The 15,180-nt window shown below is 67.7% G+C and carries 14 protein-coding genes and 1 pseudogene; 8 read left to right on the top strand and 7 right to left on the bottom strand.

Translation table 11 applies throughout. The features are described 5' to 3' along the window. Nucleotides 1–136 precede the first annotated feature (136 nt). The gene (locus WS64_RS27860; protein WP_060968356.1) at nucleotides 137–883 is read left to right on the top strand and encodes a TetR/AcrR family transcriptional regulator; all 747 of its coding nucleotides are present in this window, start codon (nucleotides 137–139) and stop codon (nucleotides 881–883) included. A gap of 47 nt (nucleotides 884–930) precedes the next feature. Here WS64_RS27860 and WS64_RS27855 read toward each other — a convergent pair whose 3' ends face one another. Beyond that, a complete protein-coding gene (locus tag WS64_RS27855) occupies nucleotides 931–1,419 on the bottom strand; it encodes a MarR family winged helix-turn-helix transcriptional regulator (protein ID WP_059575487.1) in 489 nt (162 codons plus the stop codon). A 200-nt stretch (nucleotides 1,420–1,619) separates the two neighbouring features. On the opposite strand from WS64_RS27855, the gene WS64_RS27850 reads away from it, so the two are divergent. Beyond that, entirely contained in the window at nucleotides 1,620–2,699 is a 1,080-nt protein-coding gene (locus tag WS64_RS27850) for an aromatic ring-hydroxylating dioxygenase subunit alpha (RefSeq protein ID WP_060968355.1), read from the top strand. After that, the gene (locus WS64_RS27845; RefSeq protein ID WP_060968354.1) at nucleotides 2,696–3,661 is read left to right on the top strand and encodes a PDR/VanB family oxidoreductase; all 966 of its coding nucleotides are present in this window, start codon (nucleotides 2,696–2,698) and stop codon (nucleotides 3,659–3,661) included. Before WS64_RS27850 ends, WS64_RS27845 begins: the two co-directional genes overlap by 4 nt. Before the next feature lie 166 nt (nucleotides 3,662–3,827). Here the strand turns inward: WS64_RS27845 and WS64_RS27840 are convergent, their stop codons facing one another. Next, nucleotides 3,828–4,274, bottom strand: a complete 447-nt coding sequence (locus tag WS64_RS27840; RefSeq protein ID WP_059575492.1) for a hypothetical protein — start codon at nucleotides 4,272–4,274, stop codon at nucleotides 3,828–3,830. A 405-nt stretch (nucleotides 4,275–4,679) separates the two neighbouring features. On the opposite strand from WS64_RS27840, the gene WS64_RS27835 reads away from it, so the two are divergent. Continuing rightward, nucleotides 4,680–6,842 (top strand): TonB-dependent siderophore receptor, encoded by a 2,163-nt coding sequence (locus WS64_RS27835; RefSeq protein ID WP_060968353.1) that lies wholly within the window; start codon nucleotides 4,680–4,682, stop codon nucleotides 6,840–6,842. A gap of 13 nt (nucleotides 6,843–6,855) precedes the next feature. Here WS64_RS27835 and WS64_RS27830 read toward each other — a convergent pair whose 3' ends face one another. Next, nucleotides 6,856–8,781, bottom strand: coding sequence for an NHL repeat-containing protein (locus tag WS64_RS27830; protein ID WP_060968352.1), 1,926 nt, complete (start codon nucleotides 8,779–8,781; stop codon nucleotides 6,856–6,858). Nucleotides 8,782–8,840: 59 nt separating this feature from the next. Here WS64_RS27830 and WS64_RS34645 point away from each other — a divergent pair, with 59 nt between their 5' ends. Continuing rightward, a complete protein-coding gene (locus WS64_RS34645; protein ID WP_155720487.1) occupies nucleotides 8,841–9,098 on the top strand; it encodes a hypothetical protein in 258 nt (85 codons plus the stop codon). 102 nt (nucleotides 9,099–9,200) lie between these two features. On the opposite strand, the pseudogene WS64_RS35415 reads toward WS64_RS34645, so the two are convergent. After that, a pseudogene (locus WS64_RS35415) lies at nucleotides 9,201–9,311 on the bottom strand (GFA family protein); the annotation flags it as partial. Nucleotides 9,312–9,463: 152 nt separating this feature from the next. Then, nucleotides 9,464–10,657: a porin gene (locus WS64_RS27825; RefSeq protein WP_060968351.1), complete on the bottom strand. Its 1,194-nt coding sequence runs from the start codon at nucleotides 10,655–10,657 to the stop codon at nucleotides 9,464–9,466. 294 nt (nucleotides 10,658–10,951) lie between these two features. Between WS64_RS27825 and WS64_RS27820 the strand changes: the two genes are divergently transcribed. From WS64_RS27820 to WS64_RS27810, 3 genes are all read left to right on the top strand, one after another. Beyond that, a complete protein-coding gene (locus WS64_RS27820) occupies nucleotides 10,952–11,593 on the top strand; it encodes a LysE family translocator (RefSeq protein WP_060968350.1) in 642 nt (213 codons plus the stop codon). Nucleotides 11,594–11,605: 12 nt separating this feature from the next. Then, on the top strand, nucleotides 11,606–12,142 hold the full coding sequence (locus tag WS64_RS27815) for a GNAT family N-acetyltransferase (protein ID WP_060968349.1): 537 nt from the start codon (nucleotides 11,606–11,608) through the stop codon (nucleotides 12,140–12,142). A gap of 97 nt (nucleotides 12,143–12,239) precedes the next feature. Continuing rightward, complete coding sequence (locus WS64_RS27810) at nucleotides 12,240–12,974, top strand: metallophosphoesterase family protein (RefSeq protein ID WP_060968348.1); 735 nt, start codon at nucleotides 12,240–12,242, stop codon at nucleotides 12,972–12,974. 115 nt (nucleotides 12,975–13,089) lie between these two features. On the opposite strand, the gene WS64_RS27805 is transcribed toward WS64_RS27810, so the two are convergent. After that, a complete protein-coding gene (locus WS64_RS27805) occupies nucleotides 13,090–14,412 on the bottom strand; it encodes an ATP-binding protein (protein WP_060968347.1) in 1,323 nt (440 codons plus the stop codon). After that, complete coding sequence (locus WS64_RS27800; RefSeq protein WP_059575507.1) at nucleotides 14,409–15,149, bottom strand: response regulator; 741 nt, start codon at nucleotides 15,147–15,149, stop codon at nucleotides 14,409–14,411. Before WS64_RS27800 ends, WS64_RS27805 begins: the two co-directional genes overlap by 4 nt. Nucleotides 15,150–15,180: the final 31 nt, after the last annotated feature.

Genomic DNA, 15,180 nt, shown 5'->3' with positions numbered 1-15,180 from the left:
CCGATTTCTGAGTTTTGCTCAGATCGAATGAATACGCCGATTCATTGACCAATACAGCGGAAATTTTGCACAGTTTCGCGCCGCGCCCGGTTCGCCGTCAATAGTTTTTTGAGTGATACTCAGATATGATGCGAAGATGACAGCCGCTCCCGCCGACACCATGACCGCCACCGCCAAAGCCGATCGCGCCGACGCGTCGCGCGCCCCCGCCGGGCGCAAATCCCAGCAGCGCGTGCAGGACATCCTGCGCGCCGGCCGTGACGTGTTCGCCGAAAAAGGTTACGAGCATGCGACGGCCGCCGAAATCGCGCAGCGCGTGGGCGTGTCGGAGGCGACGGTGTTCAGCTATTTCCGCGGCAAGCGCGAGCTGTGCGCGCGTGTGATCGCCGACTGGTACGACGAAATCATCGCCGCGTTCGAACACGGGATGCCGCGGGACGCGTCGGTGCAGCAGCAGTTCGCGTTCATCGTGCGCACCCATCTGCGCTTGATGCTCGTGAACGGCACGGGGCTGTGCGCGCTGGTGCTGTCGGAAGGCCGCGCGAAGCAGCATGCGCTGAGCGACGAGCTCACCGCGCTGCAGCGCCGCTACACGGCGCCGTTGATGGACGTGCTCGCGCGCGGCCAGGCGGCCGGGCAGGTTCGCGCGGATCTGCCGCTGAGCCTGCTGCGCTCGATGGTGTTCGGGCCGATGGAGCACGTGCTGTGGGATGCGATCCTCGGGCACCGCAAGCTCGATACGGAAACGACGGCCACGCAGTTGATCGACATGCTGTGGGCGGCCGTGCAGCCGCCGGCGCCGGAACAGGCGGCGCTCGTGCGCTTCAGAAACGAAGTGGCCGAAGCCGTGCGGCGGCTGGAAGAGCAAGCGTCACGCGGGTGACGGCCGGCGCAGCGCGCGCCGCCGTTCCGCGCCGTCGCCCGGCGCCGCTACGAATCCTCGCTCACCCGCAGCGGCGCGCGGCTCTGCTCGTTGTTCAAATGGACGAACTTGCGCAGCAGGCGCATCAGTTCCTCCGCATCGTCCTCACCCATCCCGTCGAACAGGCCCGCGCGCAGTTCCTTAACCGACGGAATCAGCTGCGTGAGCAACTCGACGCCCGCCGGCGTCAACAGCAGCCGCCTCTGACGCCGCGGCAGCACTTCGCGGACGATCAATCCTTTCGCCTCGAGCCGGACCGCGAGATCGGCCGTCGTCGACGTGTCGAGCGCGACCCGCTGCGCGAGCGTCACCTGATCGAGCCCCGGATTCTCGTACAGCATCCGCAGCACCGCGTACTGCACGGGCGTCACGTCCCGGCCGAGCTTCTCGTAGAACATCGCGACCGCGATCTGGTGCGCGCGCCGGATCAGGTGCCCGGGTTCGTCGTACAGGTCGATCGGGAAAGCCGGCAGGTCGGCGGGATTCGTTTTTTCCATGGATGAGTCGATGACATAGGCGGCGCGCACCGGTTGCGCGCGCCGTCGGCATGGCGCTGTCTCGCGCCATTTCCCGGGAAAACCAGTATACCGCTCGCCTTGTCCCGCCCCCTATCAGTGAGTACACTGAATCTCATTCAGTACACGGAATGAAGATCGGGCCGCTTCCCCGGCGGCACCGCCCCGAAGGAGACAAGGACATGTTTCTCAAGAATGCCTGGTACGTGGCGTGCACGCCCGACGAGATCGACGGCAAGCCGCTGGGCCGCAAGATCTGCAACGAATCGATGGTGCTCTACCGCGCGGCGGACGGCCAGATCGCCGCGCTCGAGGATTTCTGCCCGCACCGCGGCGCGCCGCTGTCGCTGGGGTTCGTGCGCGACGGCGTGCTCGTGTGCGGCTATCACGGGCTCCAAATGGGCTGCAACGGCAAGACGGCCGGCATGCCGGGCCAGCGCGTCGGCGGTTTTCCGTCGATTCGCAGCTTTCCGGCGGTCGAGCGGTACGGCTTCGTGTGGGTGTGGCCGGGCGACGCGTCGGAGGCCGATCCCGCCAAGCTGCCCGCGCTGGCATGGGCCGAGGATCCGGCCTGGGCGCACGGCGGCGGCCTGTATCACATCCGCTGCGACTACCGGCTGATGATCGACAACCTGATGGACCTCACGCACGAGACGTATGTGCATGCGACGAGCATCGGCCAGAAGGAAATCGACGAAGCGCCGCCGAAGACGACCAGCCACGGCGACGAAGTGGTCACGAGCCGCTTCATGGAGAACGTGATGCCGCCGCCGTTCTGGCGGATGGCGCTGCGCGGCAACGGGCTCGCCGACGACGTGCCGGTCGACCGCTGGCAGATCTGCCGCTTCACGCCCCCGAGCCACGTGATGATCGAAGTGGGCGTCGCGCATGCGGGCCACGGCGGCTACGACGCGCCGGCGGACAAGAAGGCGTCGTCGATCGTGGTCGACTTCATCACGCCCGAAACCGACACGTCGATCTGGTATTTCTGGGGGATGGCGCGCAATTTCCGGCCGGACGACGACGCGCTGACCGCCGAGATCCGCGAAGGCCAGGGCAAGATCTTCGCGGAGGATCTGGAGATGCTCGAGCGCCAGCAGCGCAATCTCGAGCAGTGGCCCGAGCGCACGCTCCTCAAGCTCAACATCGACGCCGGCGGCGTGCTGTCGCGCAAGGTGATCGACCGGCTGCTCGCCGCCGAAAACGCGGCGAGCCCGCCGCGGCCCGCGATTCCGGTCGCGCACGTCAAGGAGGCGTCATGAGCGACGCGACGTTGAAGGTCCGGGTGGCCCGCAAGTGGCGGGAAGCGCGCGACATCTGCGGCTTCGAATTCGTCAGCGGCGACGGCTCGCCCTTGCCGCGCTTCGACGCCGGCGCCCATATCGACGTGCATCTGCCGGGCGGACTCGTCCGCCAGTACTCGCTGTGCAATCACCCCGGGCAACGCGATCGCTATCAGATCGCGGTGCTGCGCGAGGCCGAAGGCCGCGGCGGCTCGCGCGCGATTCACGACGAAGTCGGGCAAGGCGATACCGTGCGGATCGGCATGCCGCGCAACCAATTCCCGCTCGCCTCCGACGCACCGCACCATCTGCTGCTCGCCGGCGGGATCGGTGTCACGCCGATTCTGAGCATGGCGGAACGGCTGTTCTCGACCGGCACGCCGTTCGACATGCACTACTGCGCGCGTTCGGCCGATCGCATGGCCTTCGTCGAGCGGATCAACGCAGCCGGTTTCCGTGATCGCACCCGCTTCCACGTCGACGACGGCGACCCGGCGCAACGTTTCGACCTGGCCGCCGTGCTCGCGACCGCGCCTGAAGGCACACATCTGTACGTATGCGGCCCGCGCGGCTTCATGGAGGCGGTGCTGAACGCTGCGCGCGAGCGCCACTGGGACGAAGCGCGGCTGCACTACGAGTTCTTCGGCGGCGCGGTCACGCGATCCGGCGCCGATCGCGCATTCCAGATCCGGATCGCGAGCAGCGGCCAGACGATCGACGTGCCGGCCGAATGCACGGTCATCGCGGCGCTGGCGGCGCACGGCGTCGACGTGCTGACGTCGTGCGAGCAAGGCGTGTGCGGCACCTGCCTGACCCGCGTGCTCGAAGGCGAGCCCGATCATCGCGATTCATATCTGACCGATGACGAAAAGGCGGCCGGCGACCAGTTCATGCCCTGCTGCTCGCGGTCGCGTACCGACCTGCTGGTACTCGATCTGTAGATCGGCAGACGGGCTGCCAGACGCGCGGCGGCCGACCACGATAACGGAAACGATCAATGGCGAATCCTGCCGCCGTCGGTCAATACACCTGAATTCCCGACCGATCGATGGTGCTGCAGCTCGAATCCGCGTGACCCTCGCACGCCGGCGCCGCCCATCGCTCGGCTCAATCGGCGAGCCGGCAATGCGTCAGCTTCAACCCCGGCAGCACCGGCGCGTCGATATAGCCTTCGTTCACGCAACTGAACCGGAAAGCCGCGGACGTGACGAACGGCTTGATCTCGCCGCCGGGGAATTTCGGCTTCAGCGCGCCCTGGTCGGCCACGTCGAAATGCGTGTCGAACTGCTCGCCGTCGGCCGTCAGCGCGCCGAAGTACGTGCCGCCCGGGTCGCTGCCCATCCGGATCACGGCGCCGACGAACGTGAGGCGCTTGCCGTCGTACTTCGTCTTCGCGGCGGCCATGTCCCGCGTATAGGCCTCGATCACGGCGCCGTAATGCGCGTCGATCGCGGGTTCGGCGTTCGACGCCGCACCGGCCGCCTGGTGAACGCCCGCCAGCAGTGTGCAGGCAGCAAGCGCTGCCGCCGCGAATGGTGCGGAAATCTTCTTCATGGGTGGTCTCTCCCGTCCAGCGTGGTGGTTGAAATGATCGAACCCGGCGCGATGCCGGTTGAATTCGCTTCCGTTGATTTAATCGTTCGAATGGCGGTACGCGGCTGCGATCACTTCATCCGCCCGCGTGGTCGCGCGCGGCGCATGGCGTCGCGCTGAATGCGACGTGGCAGGAAGATGACATGGTGCGGCCCCCGGTTCTCTCTCGTTGAATTTCACTGCGTCTGATTTTGGCCGCTACGGTAGCAGACGGCCGACAGGCCGGCAACCGAGGGCCGAGCATCGTCCTGCCGCCCCATTACAATTGCAAATGGTTCTCATTACATATATCATGCGCGTCCTGTACGCAACGCAATGTCGCGGCCCGCGCCGCGATTCTTAGCATTCCTCTTCCCGCATCGATTCATGCCATCCCGTCGAATGTCCTGCCGCGCCCGGGCCGCGCGTCCGTGGCGCACGCGCCTGCCTGCCCTGCTCACCCTGTGCGTCGCGAGCGGCGCGCATGCGGCCCGCACCGAACCCGTTGCACCCGCACCTGCGACCGCCGCCGAACACGAACTCCCGGCGATCAGCGTCAATGCATCGGCCGCCGTCGACCCGACGATCGGCTATCAGCCGCGCACGACGAGCATCGCGGGCGGCGACGACCGGGCGCTGAAGGAGATTCCGCAATCGGTCGCGGTGGTCAGCAGCAGCGTGATGCAGGACCAGCAGGCGCGCTCGCTCGACGACGTGCTCGGCAACATCAGCGGCGTCACGCAGACCAACACGCTCGGCGGTACGCGCGACGCGTTCATCAAGCGCGGCTTCGGGTCGAACAATGATGGCTCGGTGCTGGTCGACGGCGTGCGCACGCCGGTGCTGCACAGCTATCTCGCGACGATCGATCGCGTCGAAGTGCTGAAGGGCCCCGCTTCGCTGCTGTACGGGATGCAGGACCCGGGCGGCGTGATCAACCTCGTCACGCGCAAGCCGGAAGACACGTTCGGCGGCTCGATCTCCGCGTCGCGCACGAACCACGGCGGCAGCAGCGCACAGTTCGATCTCACGGGCCCGCTCGGCAAGCCTGGCCAGATCGCGGGCGGCACGCTCGCATTCCGGCTGACCGGCGAATACGACACGAGCCGCTACTGGCGCAGCTTCGGCCGCGAGCGCAACGCATTGATCGCGCCCGCGCTGTCGTGGCACGACGCGAACACGTCGATCGACGTCAGCTACCAGTACGTCGATTACACGATGCCGTTCGACCGCGGCACCGTGCTCGTGAACGGCCAGCTCGACGATGCGCTGCGCTATCGCCGCTACGAGGAAGCGTGGTCGCAAAGCAGCGGCATCCAGGAAACGCTGCGTACGCGTATCGAGCACCGCTTCTCCGATGCATGGCGCGTGCGTGCGACTTACGGCTGGGGCCGCGATCGCTACGATCAATACCTTACCCGCGCCACCGCGTTCAACAGCAGGACCGGCGCGCTGACGCGCTCGTCCGATGCGAACCTCGGGCGCAACGACTCCGACCAGATCGCGACGCTCGGCCTGCTTGGCAACGTGACGCTCGCGGGCATGCAACACGCGATCTACGTCGGCGGCGAATACGAGCGGCAGCGCAGCTTCCGCGGCGACACGATCCGCGGCAAGGCGACGACGGGCTTCGATCTTTACGATCCCGTGTACGGCCTGCTCGCGCCGGGCGGCATACCCAACGCGAAGCAGAGCGATTCGCGCTCGGTCGTGCATGCGTATTCGACGATCGTGCAGGACTCGGTGAAGATCACCGAACGCCTCACCGCGGTCGGCGGCCTGCGATGGGAAAACTGGCAGCAGGAGTCGGGGATGGGCCGGCCGTTCGTGTTCGCCGACCGCTCGCGCGGCAGCGTCTGGCTGCCGCAGTTCGGGCTCGCGTATGCATTGACGCCGGCGCTCACCGCCTACGCGAACGTGAGCCGCTCGTTCAAGCCGAACGTCGCGTCGAACGTTGCCGCGCCGCTCGCGCCGGAATACGGGCGCGTGCTCGAGGCCGGGCTGAAGTTCAGCCTGAAGCCCGCGATCACGGGCACGCTCGCCGTGTATCAGATCGACAAGCGCAACGTGGCGGTCACGGTCGGCGACATCACGTCGACGATCGGCACCGCGCGCTCGCGCGGGATCGAGCTCGACGTCGCGGGGCAGATTACGCGCCACCTGAGCGTGATCGGCAGCTACGCGTACACGAACGCGAACGATCGCGACAGCAACACGCCGCTCGTCAACGTCGCGCGCCACACCGCCAGCCTGTTCGCGGTATACGACACGGCCATCGCGAACTTGCCCGGGCGCTGGCGCTTCGGCGGCGGCGCACGTCTCGTCGGCGCCCGCTCCGGCGACACCGCGAACAGCTTCACGCTGCCCGGCTACGTGACCGTCGACGCATTCGCGGCCTACGAAACGACGATCGGCAAGTTTCCGACCCGCTTCCAGCTCAACGTGAAGAACCTGCTCGACAAGACCTACTATCCGTCGAGCAACAGCAACCTGATCGTCGCGGTCGGCGAGCCGCGGCTCGTCACGCTGACGACGACGGTATCGTTCTGACGGGCCCGCGCGATCACGGACGCCAGCGATACACGACGATGCTCGACCCGTTGTAGTTGTCCTTCGTGATCACGTACTCGCCGTTCGAGCGCAGGTACGCGCGCACGCCGTACATCGAGTCGACGTCGTTGCCGACGTCCATCGCCGACGGATTCGAGTTCGTCAGCGTCGTGACGAGCGCACCCGTGTTCAGGTCGAATACGTCGATGTTCGGCACCGTGTGCACATAGCCGACGAACAGATAGTGCCCGGCCGCCGCGATCGATTTCGGGTTCGCGCTCGTCAGGTTGATCACCGGGTTCGGCGCGCTCGTGTTGCCGTTCTTCCAGCCGCGATAGACCTCGATGTGCCCGTTCATCGCCGTCCAGTCCCAGTTGCCCGCGAGGCCCTGCGCGAGGATCATCGTGTCGCTGTCGGCCTGGTAGATGATGCGCGTGACGGGCGCCACGCTGCTCGGCACGGGCGTCGTCACCGGCTTGCCCCATGACGGCTTGCCGGTCGCGTCGAAGCCCGTCATCGGATAGCGCGTGATCACGTTGGAGCCGTTCAGCCCGGCCCACACGTCGCCGTTGCCGTCGATGTCGAAACCGGCCGTCACCTGCAGCGTCGTGTTGAACGGCTTGCCGGGCAGCGAGCCGGCCGGAATCGCGATATAGCCGCTCGCGGTGTTGAAGTAATAGAAGTTGAAGTTGCCCGGGTTCTGGCCCGACGCGACGAGAATCCGGTTGCCGCCGACCGTCACGAGCTGGCCGAAGTGCTGGCCGCGCTGATAGTCGTTCATGTCGAGACGCGGATCTTTCGGATAGGTGAACGGGTCGATCGTGTTCGCGACGAACGTGCCGCCCGCGGTGCCCGTGTACACGTTGTTGCCGCTGAAGAACAACGCGCCGTCGGTCGCGGGGTCGGGCGCGGCGACGCCCTCGAAGTTCAGCGCCTGCAGCTTCCATTGCAGCGTGCCGACCGGGCTGTACGAATGCAGATCGGTGCTGCCGTTGCGGCCGAGATCCCAGCCGCCGCCCCAAGCGTTGTTCAGCACGTACAGGTTGCCGGCCGCATCCTTGCCGAGCGCCGCGACGCGCGTGAAGCGCTTGTCGCCGACCTGCCCCTTGATGCCCGTCGTCGTGTCGAGATAGCCGCCCTGCACGCCGAACGTGCCGACCTGCACCGGCAACCCGGGCAGCCCGCCGTACACCTTGATGTTCATGTCGGGCCCTTCGTCGCCCACCATCAACCGGCCCATTGGCGCATCGAAGTACAGCGACGCCGGCCGCGCGCCGGCCGCCATCTGGAGCGTGTTCATCGCCGCACCGGTCGGGCTGAACTGCGCGACGACACCCGCGCTCTTGCGCGCGACCCACAGGTTGCCGGCCGCATCGAGCGCCAGCGCGCCGGGGCCCGTGACGCCGATGTCGCGCTGCCATACGCCGTCGGTCGTGTAGACGCGCACGCGGTTGCCGTAGAAGTCGCTCACGTACAGCAGGTTGCCGGCCGTCGCGAGGCCCGTGATCACGTCCGCATACTGGATGCCCGTCCACGTGCTGACCGGAATGCGCAGGTCGCGCTGGTTCGTGCTTCGGTTGTAGCGGCCCACCGAGCCGCTGCCGAACGTGCGGTTGTAGCCGAGCGCGACGAACAGCGACGTCGAATTGCCGGTGATCGCGCCGCCGTGGAATTCGTCGTGAATGCCGATCGTGCCGAGCGGCTGGCCGTTCTGGTAGATCGCGACGCCGCCCGCGTTCTCGTCCCAGCGCGACGCCGTGTAGATCACGCCTTCGGGCGCGACCCACATCGAGCGCGCGCCGTTGCCGACGTGCGAGGCCAGCGTGCCGTACGTGTTCGCGAGCCAGTCGGTCGAGTATTGCGCCTGCGCGTGGCTCGCCGGCGCCAGCATCGCGATGCACATTCCGAGCAACGCCGCGCGGATTTGTTTCATTGACATGAATAATGCTCCCAGACGAACCATCGTCGACACTGTAAATCGCGGCGCATGAAATATTGATGATTCCGGAAAATTCGCATTCGCCGTTCCCCGGAATTATTCACTCCGCGCCTTTTTCCGTCCGGGGCTTTTTCGTCAACGATCGCAAAATCGCCGAACCTGCGCCCATACAGCCTTCCAGCGTGCAGCTCCGGCGCATTTCCCGGCATTTTCTTCCGGATCACGCAATGCAAATACGTCATTTTTTCTGCCACGACCGCATTGCTTTTTCATTCCCCGGAAATCGTTTCTATTATTACAAATCGAAATCGAAATGAAAGAAAAAAATTATTCGGTGCGATCGGAAATGCGTGATCCTGCAACGGACGGGAAAGCGGGAGGAAAAGCAGGAATGCGGAGGGGAAAGCCGCGCGCCGGCCGTACCGGCTCGGCTGCAGGTCGCCAGGCAATCGTCCGCCGTAGGCACGCGCACGCAGCCTGTTCGGCACGACGCGCACGCCGAGCCGATTCGTTCCGAACACGATCTCGCCGTGCGGCGCGACGGTCGCCGCGCCGCACCGGCAGTGCGGACAGCGTTCGCGTCATGCCGTCGCCTTGAAAAGTGTAGCGGCGGTACAGGAGCATGCGCGCCACGAGGCCCGCATCGTCCGCGAGCCCCGTTGCACGCGCAACGGCCGCCGCGTCAGAACTTCTGGCGCAGCCCGAGGCTCACGATCGCCTGCGACCGCGAATCGGACGAATGGCCGTTCGCCTTGTCCGACACCGACGCGGTCGCGGCCACCGGCCGGCCGAGCGCGTCGAGCGTCGTGCCGGACGCATGCTGGTACGCGCCGAGCAGGTACACGCTGGTGCGCTTCGACAGGTCGTAGACCGCGCCGAGCGTGACGTTGTGATACTGCGCGCGGTTGTCGATGCCGTCGACGTCACTGCCACGCGTGTAGCTGTAGCCCGCGAACAGCTGCGTCTGCGGCTGCACGTTCCAGCGCGTGAACACGCCCGCGACGTTGAACGTCGCATGGCCGCTGAACAGCGACTGCGCGCCGCCGCGATACTGCACGTTGCTGTAGTTCACGCCGACGACGGCTGGCCCGAAGTTGTACGTCGCGCCCGTCGCGATCACCTGCTGCGACTGCGCGCTCGCATAGCCTTCGTTGATCGACGAATTGAACAGGCCGTCGTCGGTGCTCCGCCACTTGCCTGCCGTCGGGTCGGTCGCGCCCGTCTTGCTGTTGTCCGAACGCTCGTAGCCGACGCCCACGCGCAGCGGGCCGGCCGCGTACGCGGCGCCGACGCTCCACGTGTTGCGCTGCTTCATGCTCCCCGGCTGGCCGCCGAAGCCGTACAGCGCACCGAACGTGAAGCCCGAGTAGTTCGCGCTCGTGTACTTGATCGCACTGTCGACGCGCGCGGTCTGGTCGAGATCGTCGATGTCGCCCGGGTGCGCGCCGAAGCCGCCGATGAACGACGACGGGCCGACCGGGCTCACGAAATCGTCGAGCGACGTGTACTGGCGGCCGAGCGTGATCGTGCCGTAGCGGTCGCTGCCGACGCCGACGAACGCCTGCCGGCCGAACTGGCGGCCGCCCTGGCCCGACGTGCCGTTCGTGATGTCGAAGCCGTTCTCGAGGACGAACAGCGCGCGCATCCCGGCGCCGAGATCCTCGGAGCCCTTGATGCCCCAGCGGCTGCCGGACAGGTTGCCGGTCGTGAGCCCGACGTTCGAATGCCCGGTGTACGCGCCCGCCGAGCCGGCCCGTTCGTTGCTGCGATAGGTCACGCCCGCATCGACGATGCCGTACAGCGTGACGGAGCTTTGCGCGGCGGCGATACCCGCGAGCGAGAGCAGCAGCGGGGCTGCGATCAGTTGCTTGTTCATGGTTTCGTGTCTCCGGGCGGTGAACCCGTTGTTCTGGCTGTTTGCGAGTAGCGCGCGGGCGCCGACATCCGCCGGCGGTGCAAGGCCGGCGACGTCCGCGCGCGACGATGCGGCGGGCGTGCCCGCTGCGGCCGGTATGGTAGTTGGAACCGGTTCCGTTCCAAAGCGGAATAATGACAACAGTTTCTTGTCAAAATCGCGATAGTCGGAGACGGCGCCGAGGCGGCGGCGCCTGTACAGCGCGGGGCGGCGCGGACGATAATCGGCTGCGCGCCTTCCACCGGGAGCTTCTTCATGCATGAAACGACCCTGCTGGTCTTCTCCGCCGTCGCGTTCGTCGGCATCGCGACGCCCGGCCCGACCGTGCTGCTCGCGCTGACCAACGGCTCGCGCTACGGTGTGCGCCGCGCGGCCTACGGTTTCGCGGGCGCGATGCTGTCCGACTTCGTGCTGATCGTCGCGGTCGCGCTCGGCCTCGGCGCGCTGCTGATGGCGTCGGCGTTCTGGTTCTCGGTCGTCAAGTGGCTCGGCGCCGCCTACCTCGCTTATGTCGGCATCCGGTTGCTGATGTCGACGGGATCGCTCGACGTCGCGGCCGCGCAAGGCGACACGGCATCCGGACGCACCGGACGCAACGCGCCGATCTTCGCGAAAAGCTTCCTGACCGCGGTGACGAACCCGAAGGGCTATCTGTTCTTCTCCGCGTTCCTGCCGCAGTTCCTCGATCCGGCCGCGCCGCTCGCGCCGCAGTACGTCGCGCTCGCGGTCACGTTCGCGCTGGTCGACGGCGCGGTGATGTTCGGCTACGCGCTGCTCGGCGCCCGTGCGGTGCGGCTGCTGAAATGCTCGGGCGCGCTGTGGCTCGAGCGCACGTGCGGCGCGATGCTGCTCGCGCTCGCCGGTTCGCTGGCGCTGTACCGGCGCCACGGCGCGTAGGCGCCGGGTTCGATGAAAATCGCCGCGCCGCCCTGCTCCGGATTTCCCGGCCTGTCGCTCAGGCAACTCGAACGCGCGGACCTCGACGCGTGGTACGCGTACCTGTCGAACCCGGCCGTTTTCCGCCACACGAGCTGGAACCTGCGCTCGCCCGACGATCTGCTGCCGCTGTTCGACAGCATCGAATCGGCCGATCCGGATTCGATCCGGCGTCTCGCGATCGTCGATACCGAATCCGGCGCGCTCACCGGGACGATCGGGCTGCATACGGTGTCCACCGCGAACCGCTCGGCGGAGATCGCGTACGACCTCGCGCCGTCGCACTGGGGGCGCGGCATCGCGAGCGCGGTGTGCGAAGCCGTCACCGCGTGGGCGTTCGCCGAAGGGGGCTTCATCCGCATGCAAGCCGTCGTGCTGACTGGCAACGCGGGCTCCGCGCGCGTGCTGCAGAAGTGCGGCTACCGCTACGAAGGGCTGCTGCGCGCATACAAGATGGTGCGCGGCACGCCCGGCGATTTCGCGATGTACGCACGGCTCGCGACCGACTGACGCGCCGCCCGCGGCATCGCGTGCCGACGCCGTGACGCGATTGGACGGCCCGCGCCGAATTGGCGACAATCGCCGTTCCCCTCATCGACGCTCCGCCATGAAAATCGCCGCGCTGTCCGATATCCACGGCAACCTCGCCGCGCTCGACGCGGTGCTCGACGACGTCCGGCGCCGCGGCGCCGACGTGATCGTCAATCTCGGCGACATCGTGTCGGGCGCGCTGCATCCGGCCGAAACGGCCGACCGCCTGATCGCGCTCGACCTGCCGACCGTCAAGGGCAATCACGAACGGCAGTTGCTCACCGAGGATCGCGACGCGATGCGGCTGTCGGATCGCTGGGCGCACGACACGCTGCGCGCCGACCACCGCACGTGGATCGCCGCGCTGCCCGAACGCCTGATGCTCGACGGCGACGTGCTGATGGTGCACGGCGCGCCGGCCAGCGACCTCGTCTATTTCCTCGAAACGGTCACGCCCGACGGCTGCCGCGCGGCCACGCCCGACGAGGTCGCGCAGCGTGCGGGCAACGAAACGGCCTCGCTGATCCTGTGCGGCCACACGCACGTGCCGCGCACCGCGAAGCTCGACGACGGCCGGCTGATCGTCAATCCCGGCAGCGTCGGGCTGCAGGCGTATACGGACGACCTGCCGCATCCGCACCGGATCGAGACGGGCTCGCCGCATGCGCGCTACGCGATGGTGTCGCGCACGGCCGCCGGCTGGAACGTCGAATTCCATGCGGTCGAATACGACTGGCACACGGCCGCGGCCATCGCGGCCTCGCGCGGGCGCGACGACTGGAGCATCGCGCTGCGCACCGGCCGCTGCTGACGCACTCGCGCCGCTCGTCGACGCGCAGCCGAGACGCGTGTGACGTCGCACGCATCGCACGCATCGCACGCGTCGGCACACGCCCGACACCGCGACGCTCGCGCGCCGCGTCGCTTCACCCCGCGTTCCTCAGCGTCAGCCTCGCTTCGAGGCCGCCGCCGTCGGGCCGGTTGTTCAGCGTGAGCGTGCCGCCCATCGCAAGCGCCAGTTGCCGCGCGATCGCGAGGCCGAGCCCCGTGCCGCCCGTATCGCGATTGCGCGACGTCTCCACGCGCCGGAACGGCTCGAACACCGCGTCGAGCTGATCGTCCGGAATGCCGGGGCCGCGGTCGAGCACCGCGATCACCGCGCCGCCGTCATGCGCCGCCTGCACGTCGATCTCGGCCGCGCCCGCGAACTTCAGCGCGTTGTCCACGAGGTTGCCGACGATGCGGCGCAGCGCCTTCGGCCGCGTGACGAGCGCGAGCGGCGCATGGCTGTGCAGCGCGACGTCCTGCCCCGCATCCGTGTAGTCGTACACGATGCTGTCGAGCAGCGCATCGAGATCGATGCGGCGCGCGGCCTCCTCGGTGCCGTGCAGCGTCCGCGCGTACGCGACGCCCTCCTTCACCAGATGCTCCATTTCGAGCAGGTCCTGGCGCAGCTTCGCGCCCTGCGTGTCGTCGTCCATCACGTCGACGCGCAGCCGCATTCGCGTGATCGGCGTCTGCAGATCGTGCGAGATCGACGCGAGGATCTGCATGCGCTCGGCCATGTACTGCGCGATGCGGTCCTGCATCGCGTTGAAGGCCCGCGCGGCGCGCGCGACTTCAGACGGCCCGTCTTCGTTCAGCCGCTCGCCCTTCAGGTCGGGGCCGAGCGCGTCGGCGGCCTGCGCGAGCTGCTTGAGCGGCCGCGTCGCGAGCCGCACCGCGAGCCAGCAGCACGCGGCCAGCACCGCGAGCTGCACCACGAGCACGGCCGGCAGCCACCCCGACAGCGGCACCGTCGACATCGGATGAATGTCGATCGTCAGCGGCGACCCGTCGGTCAGCCGCAGATGCACCTGCAGATGCTCGCGGTCGCCGGGAATCGAGTTCGCGGTCAACGGGTAGTCGCCGCCGATGCCGTCCGAGATCGAGCGCTCGACGCGCGCCGACAGCCGCGCTTCCGGCGGCGTGCCGGTTTGGCCGGGCCCGAGGATGAACGCATAGCTGCGCCGCGCGAGACGCGGCAGCCACGCGGCCCGCTCGGCCGGCGGCAGATGGTCGAGCAGCGCGACCGAGCTCGCGACCTCGCGCTCGATGTAGCCCATCATCAGGTTCGTGGTCGCCTGGTCGCGCTCGGTCATGGTGAGCCAGAACGACAGCGTCTGCGCGAGCGCGAGCCCCACGAACAGGATCAGCGCGAGCCGCGCGAACAGCGAACGCGGCCAGTGCCACGGCGTGCGCGCGCTCATGGCGTACCGTCGATGGCGGTCACGGCCGACGAGAACACATAGCCCTCGTTGCGCAGTGTCTTGATGTAGCGCGGTTCGCGCGCGCCGTCGCGCAGGCGCTGGCGCAGCCGGCTCACGAGCAGGTCGATCGAACGGTCGAACGGGTCGGACTGCCGCCCTTGCGTCAGGTTGAGCAACTGATCGCGCGTCAGCACGCGCTGCGGGTTGTCGAGGAACACGCGCAGCAGCCGGTATTCGGCGCCGCTCAGCGCGACCAGCGTGCCTTCGGCGTCGAGCAGGTGGCGCCCGGTCGTGTCGAGCTGCCATTCGCCGAACGCGAGTATCGCGGCCGTTTCCGTCACCTGCATGCCGGGCGGCAGCATGCGCGCGCGGCGCAGCACCGAACGGATCCGCGCGAGCAGCTCGCGCACCGCGAACGGCTTGGCCAGGTAGTCGTCGGCGCCCATCTCGAGGCCGATGATGCGGTCGGTTTCCTCGCCGCGCGCGGTCAGCATCAGCACCGGCACCGTGCGGAACTTGCCCGCGCGCAGGTCGCGGCACAGCGTCAGGCCGTCCTCGCCGGGCAGCATCAGGTCGAGCACGATCAGGTCGGGCGCGCCGTCGTCGAGCACGTGGCGCATCTCGCGGCCGTTCGCGGCCAGCGACACGCGCATGCCGTTCTTCTCCAGGTAGTCCGCGATCAGTTCGCGGATCGCGCGATCGTCGTCGACGATCAGCACGTGGTCGATCTTGTCCATGAGTCGGTGTCGGTATCGGGGTTCGGGCGGG

It is taken from the genome of Burkholderia anthina (genome assembly GCF_001547525.1).
Lineage (GTDB): Bacteria > Pseudomonadota > Gammaproteobacteria > Burkholderiales > Burkholderiaceae > Burkholderia > Burkholderia semiarida.
This window is presented reverse-complemented; position numbering and strand designations above follow the sequence as displayed.

Bases quoted from the DNA above. Each gene is read 5' to 3' on its own strand.
- WS64_RS27860 (WP_060968356.1), top strand. From the start codon at position 137: ATGACAGCCGCTCCCGCCGACACCATGACCGCCACCGCCAAAGCCGAT.
- WS64_RS27835 (WP_060968353.1), top strand. From the start codon at position 4,680: ATGCCATCCCGTCGAATGTCCTGCCGCGCCCGGGCCGCGCGTCCGTGG.
- WS64_RS27810 (WP_060968348.1), top strand. From the start codon at position 12,240: ATGAAAATCGCCGCGCTGTCCGATATCCACGGCAACCTCGCCGCGCTC.
- WS64_RS27805 (WP_060968347.1), bottom strand. From the start codon at position 14,412: ATGAGCGCGCGCACGCCGTGGCACTGGCCGCGTTCGCTGTTCGCGCGG.
- WS64_RS27800 (WP_059575507.1), bottom strand. From the start codon at position 15,149: ATGGACAAGATCGACCACGTGCTGATCGTCGACGACGATCGCGCGATC.
- WS64_RS27830 (WP_060968352.1), bottom strand. From the start codon at position 8,781: ATGTCAATGAAACAAATCCGCGCGGCGTTGCTCGGAATGTGCATCGCG.
- WS64_RS27855 (WP_059575487.1), bottom strand. From the start codon at position 1,419: ATGGAAAAAACGAATCCCGCCGACCTGCCGGCTTTCCCGATCGACCTG.
- WS64_RS27840 (WP_059575492.1), bottom strand. From the start codon at position 4,274: ATGAAGAAGATTTCCGCACCATTCGCGGCGGCAGCGCTTGCTGCCTGC.
- WS64_RS27815 (WP_060968349.1), top strand. From the start codon at position 11,606: ATGAAAATCGCCGCGCCGCCCTGCTCCGGATTTCCCGGCCTGTCGCTC.
- WS64_RS27845 (WP_060968354.1), top strand. From the start codon at position 2,696: ATGAGCGACGCGACGTTGAAGGTCCGGGTGGCCCGCAAGTGGCGGGAA.
- WS64_RS27850 (WP_060968355.1), top strand. From the start codon at position 1,620: ATGTTTCTCAAGAATGCCTGGTACGTGGCGTGCACGCCCGACGAGATC.
- WS64_RS27820 (WP_060968350.1), top strand. From the start codon at position 10,952: ATGCATGAAACGACCCTGCTGGTCTTCTCCGCCGTCGCGTTCGTCGGC.
- WS64_RS34645 (WP_155720487.1), top strand. From the start codon at position 8,841: ATGATTCCGGAAAATTCGCATTCGCCGTTCCCCGGAATTATTCACTCC.
- WS64_RS27825 (WP_060968351.1), bottom strand. From the start codon at position 10,657: ATGAACAAGCAACTGATCGCAGCCCCGCTGCTGCTCTCGCTCGCGGGT.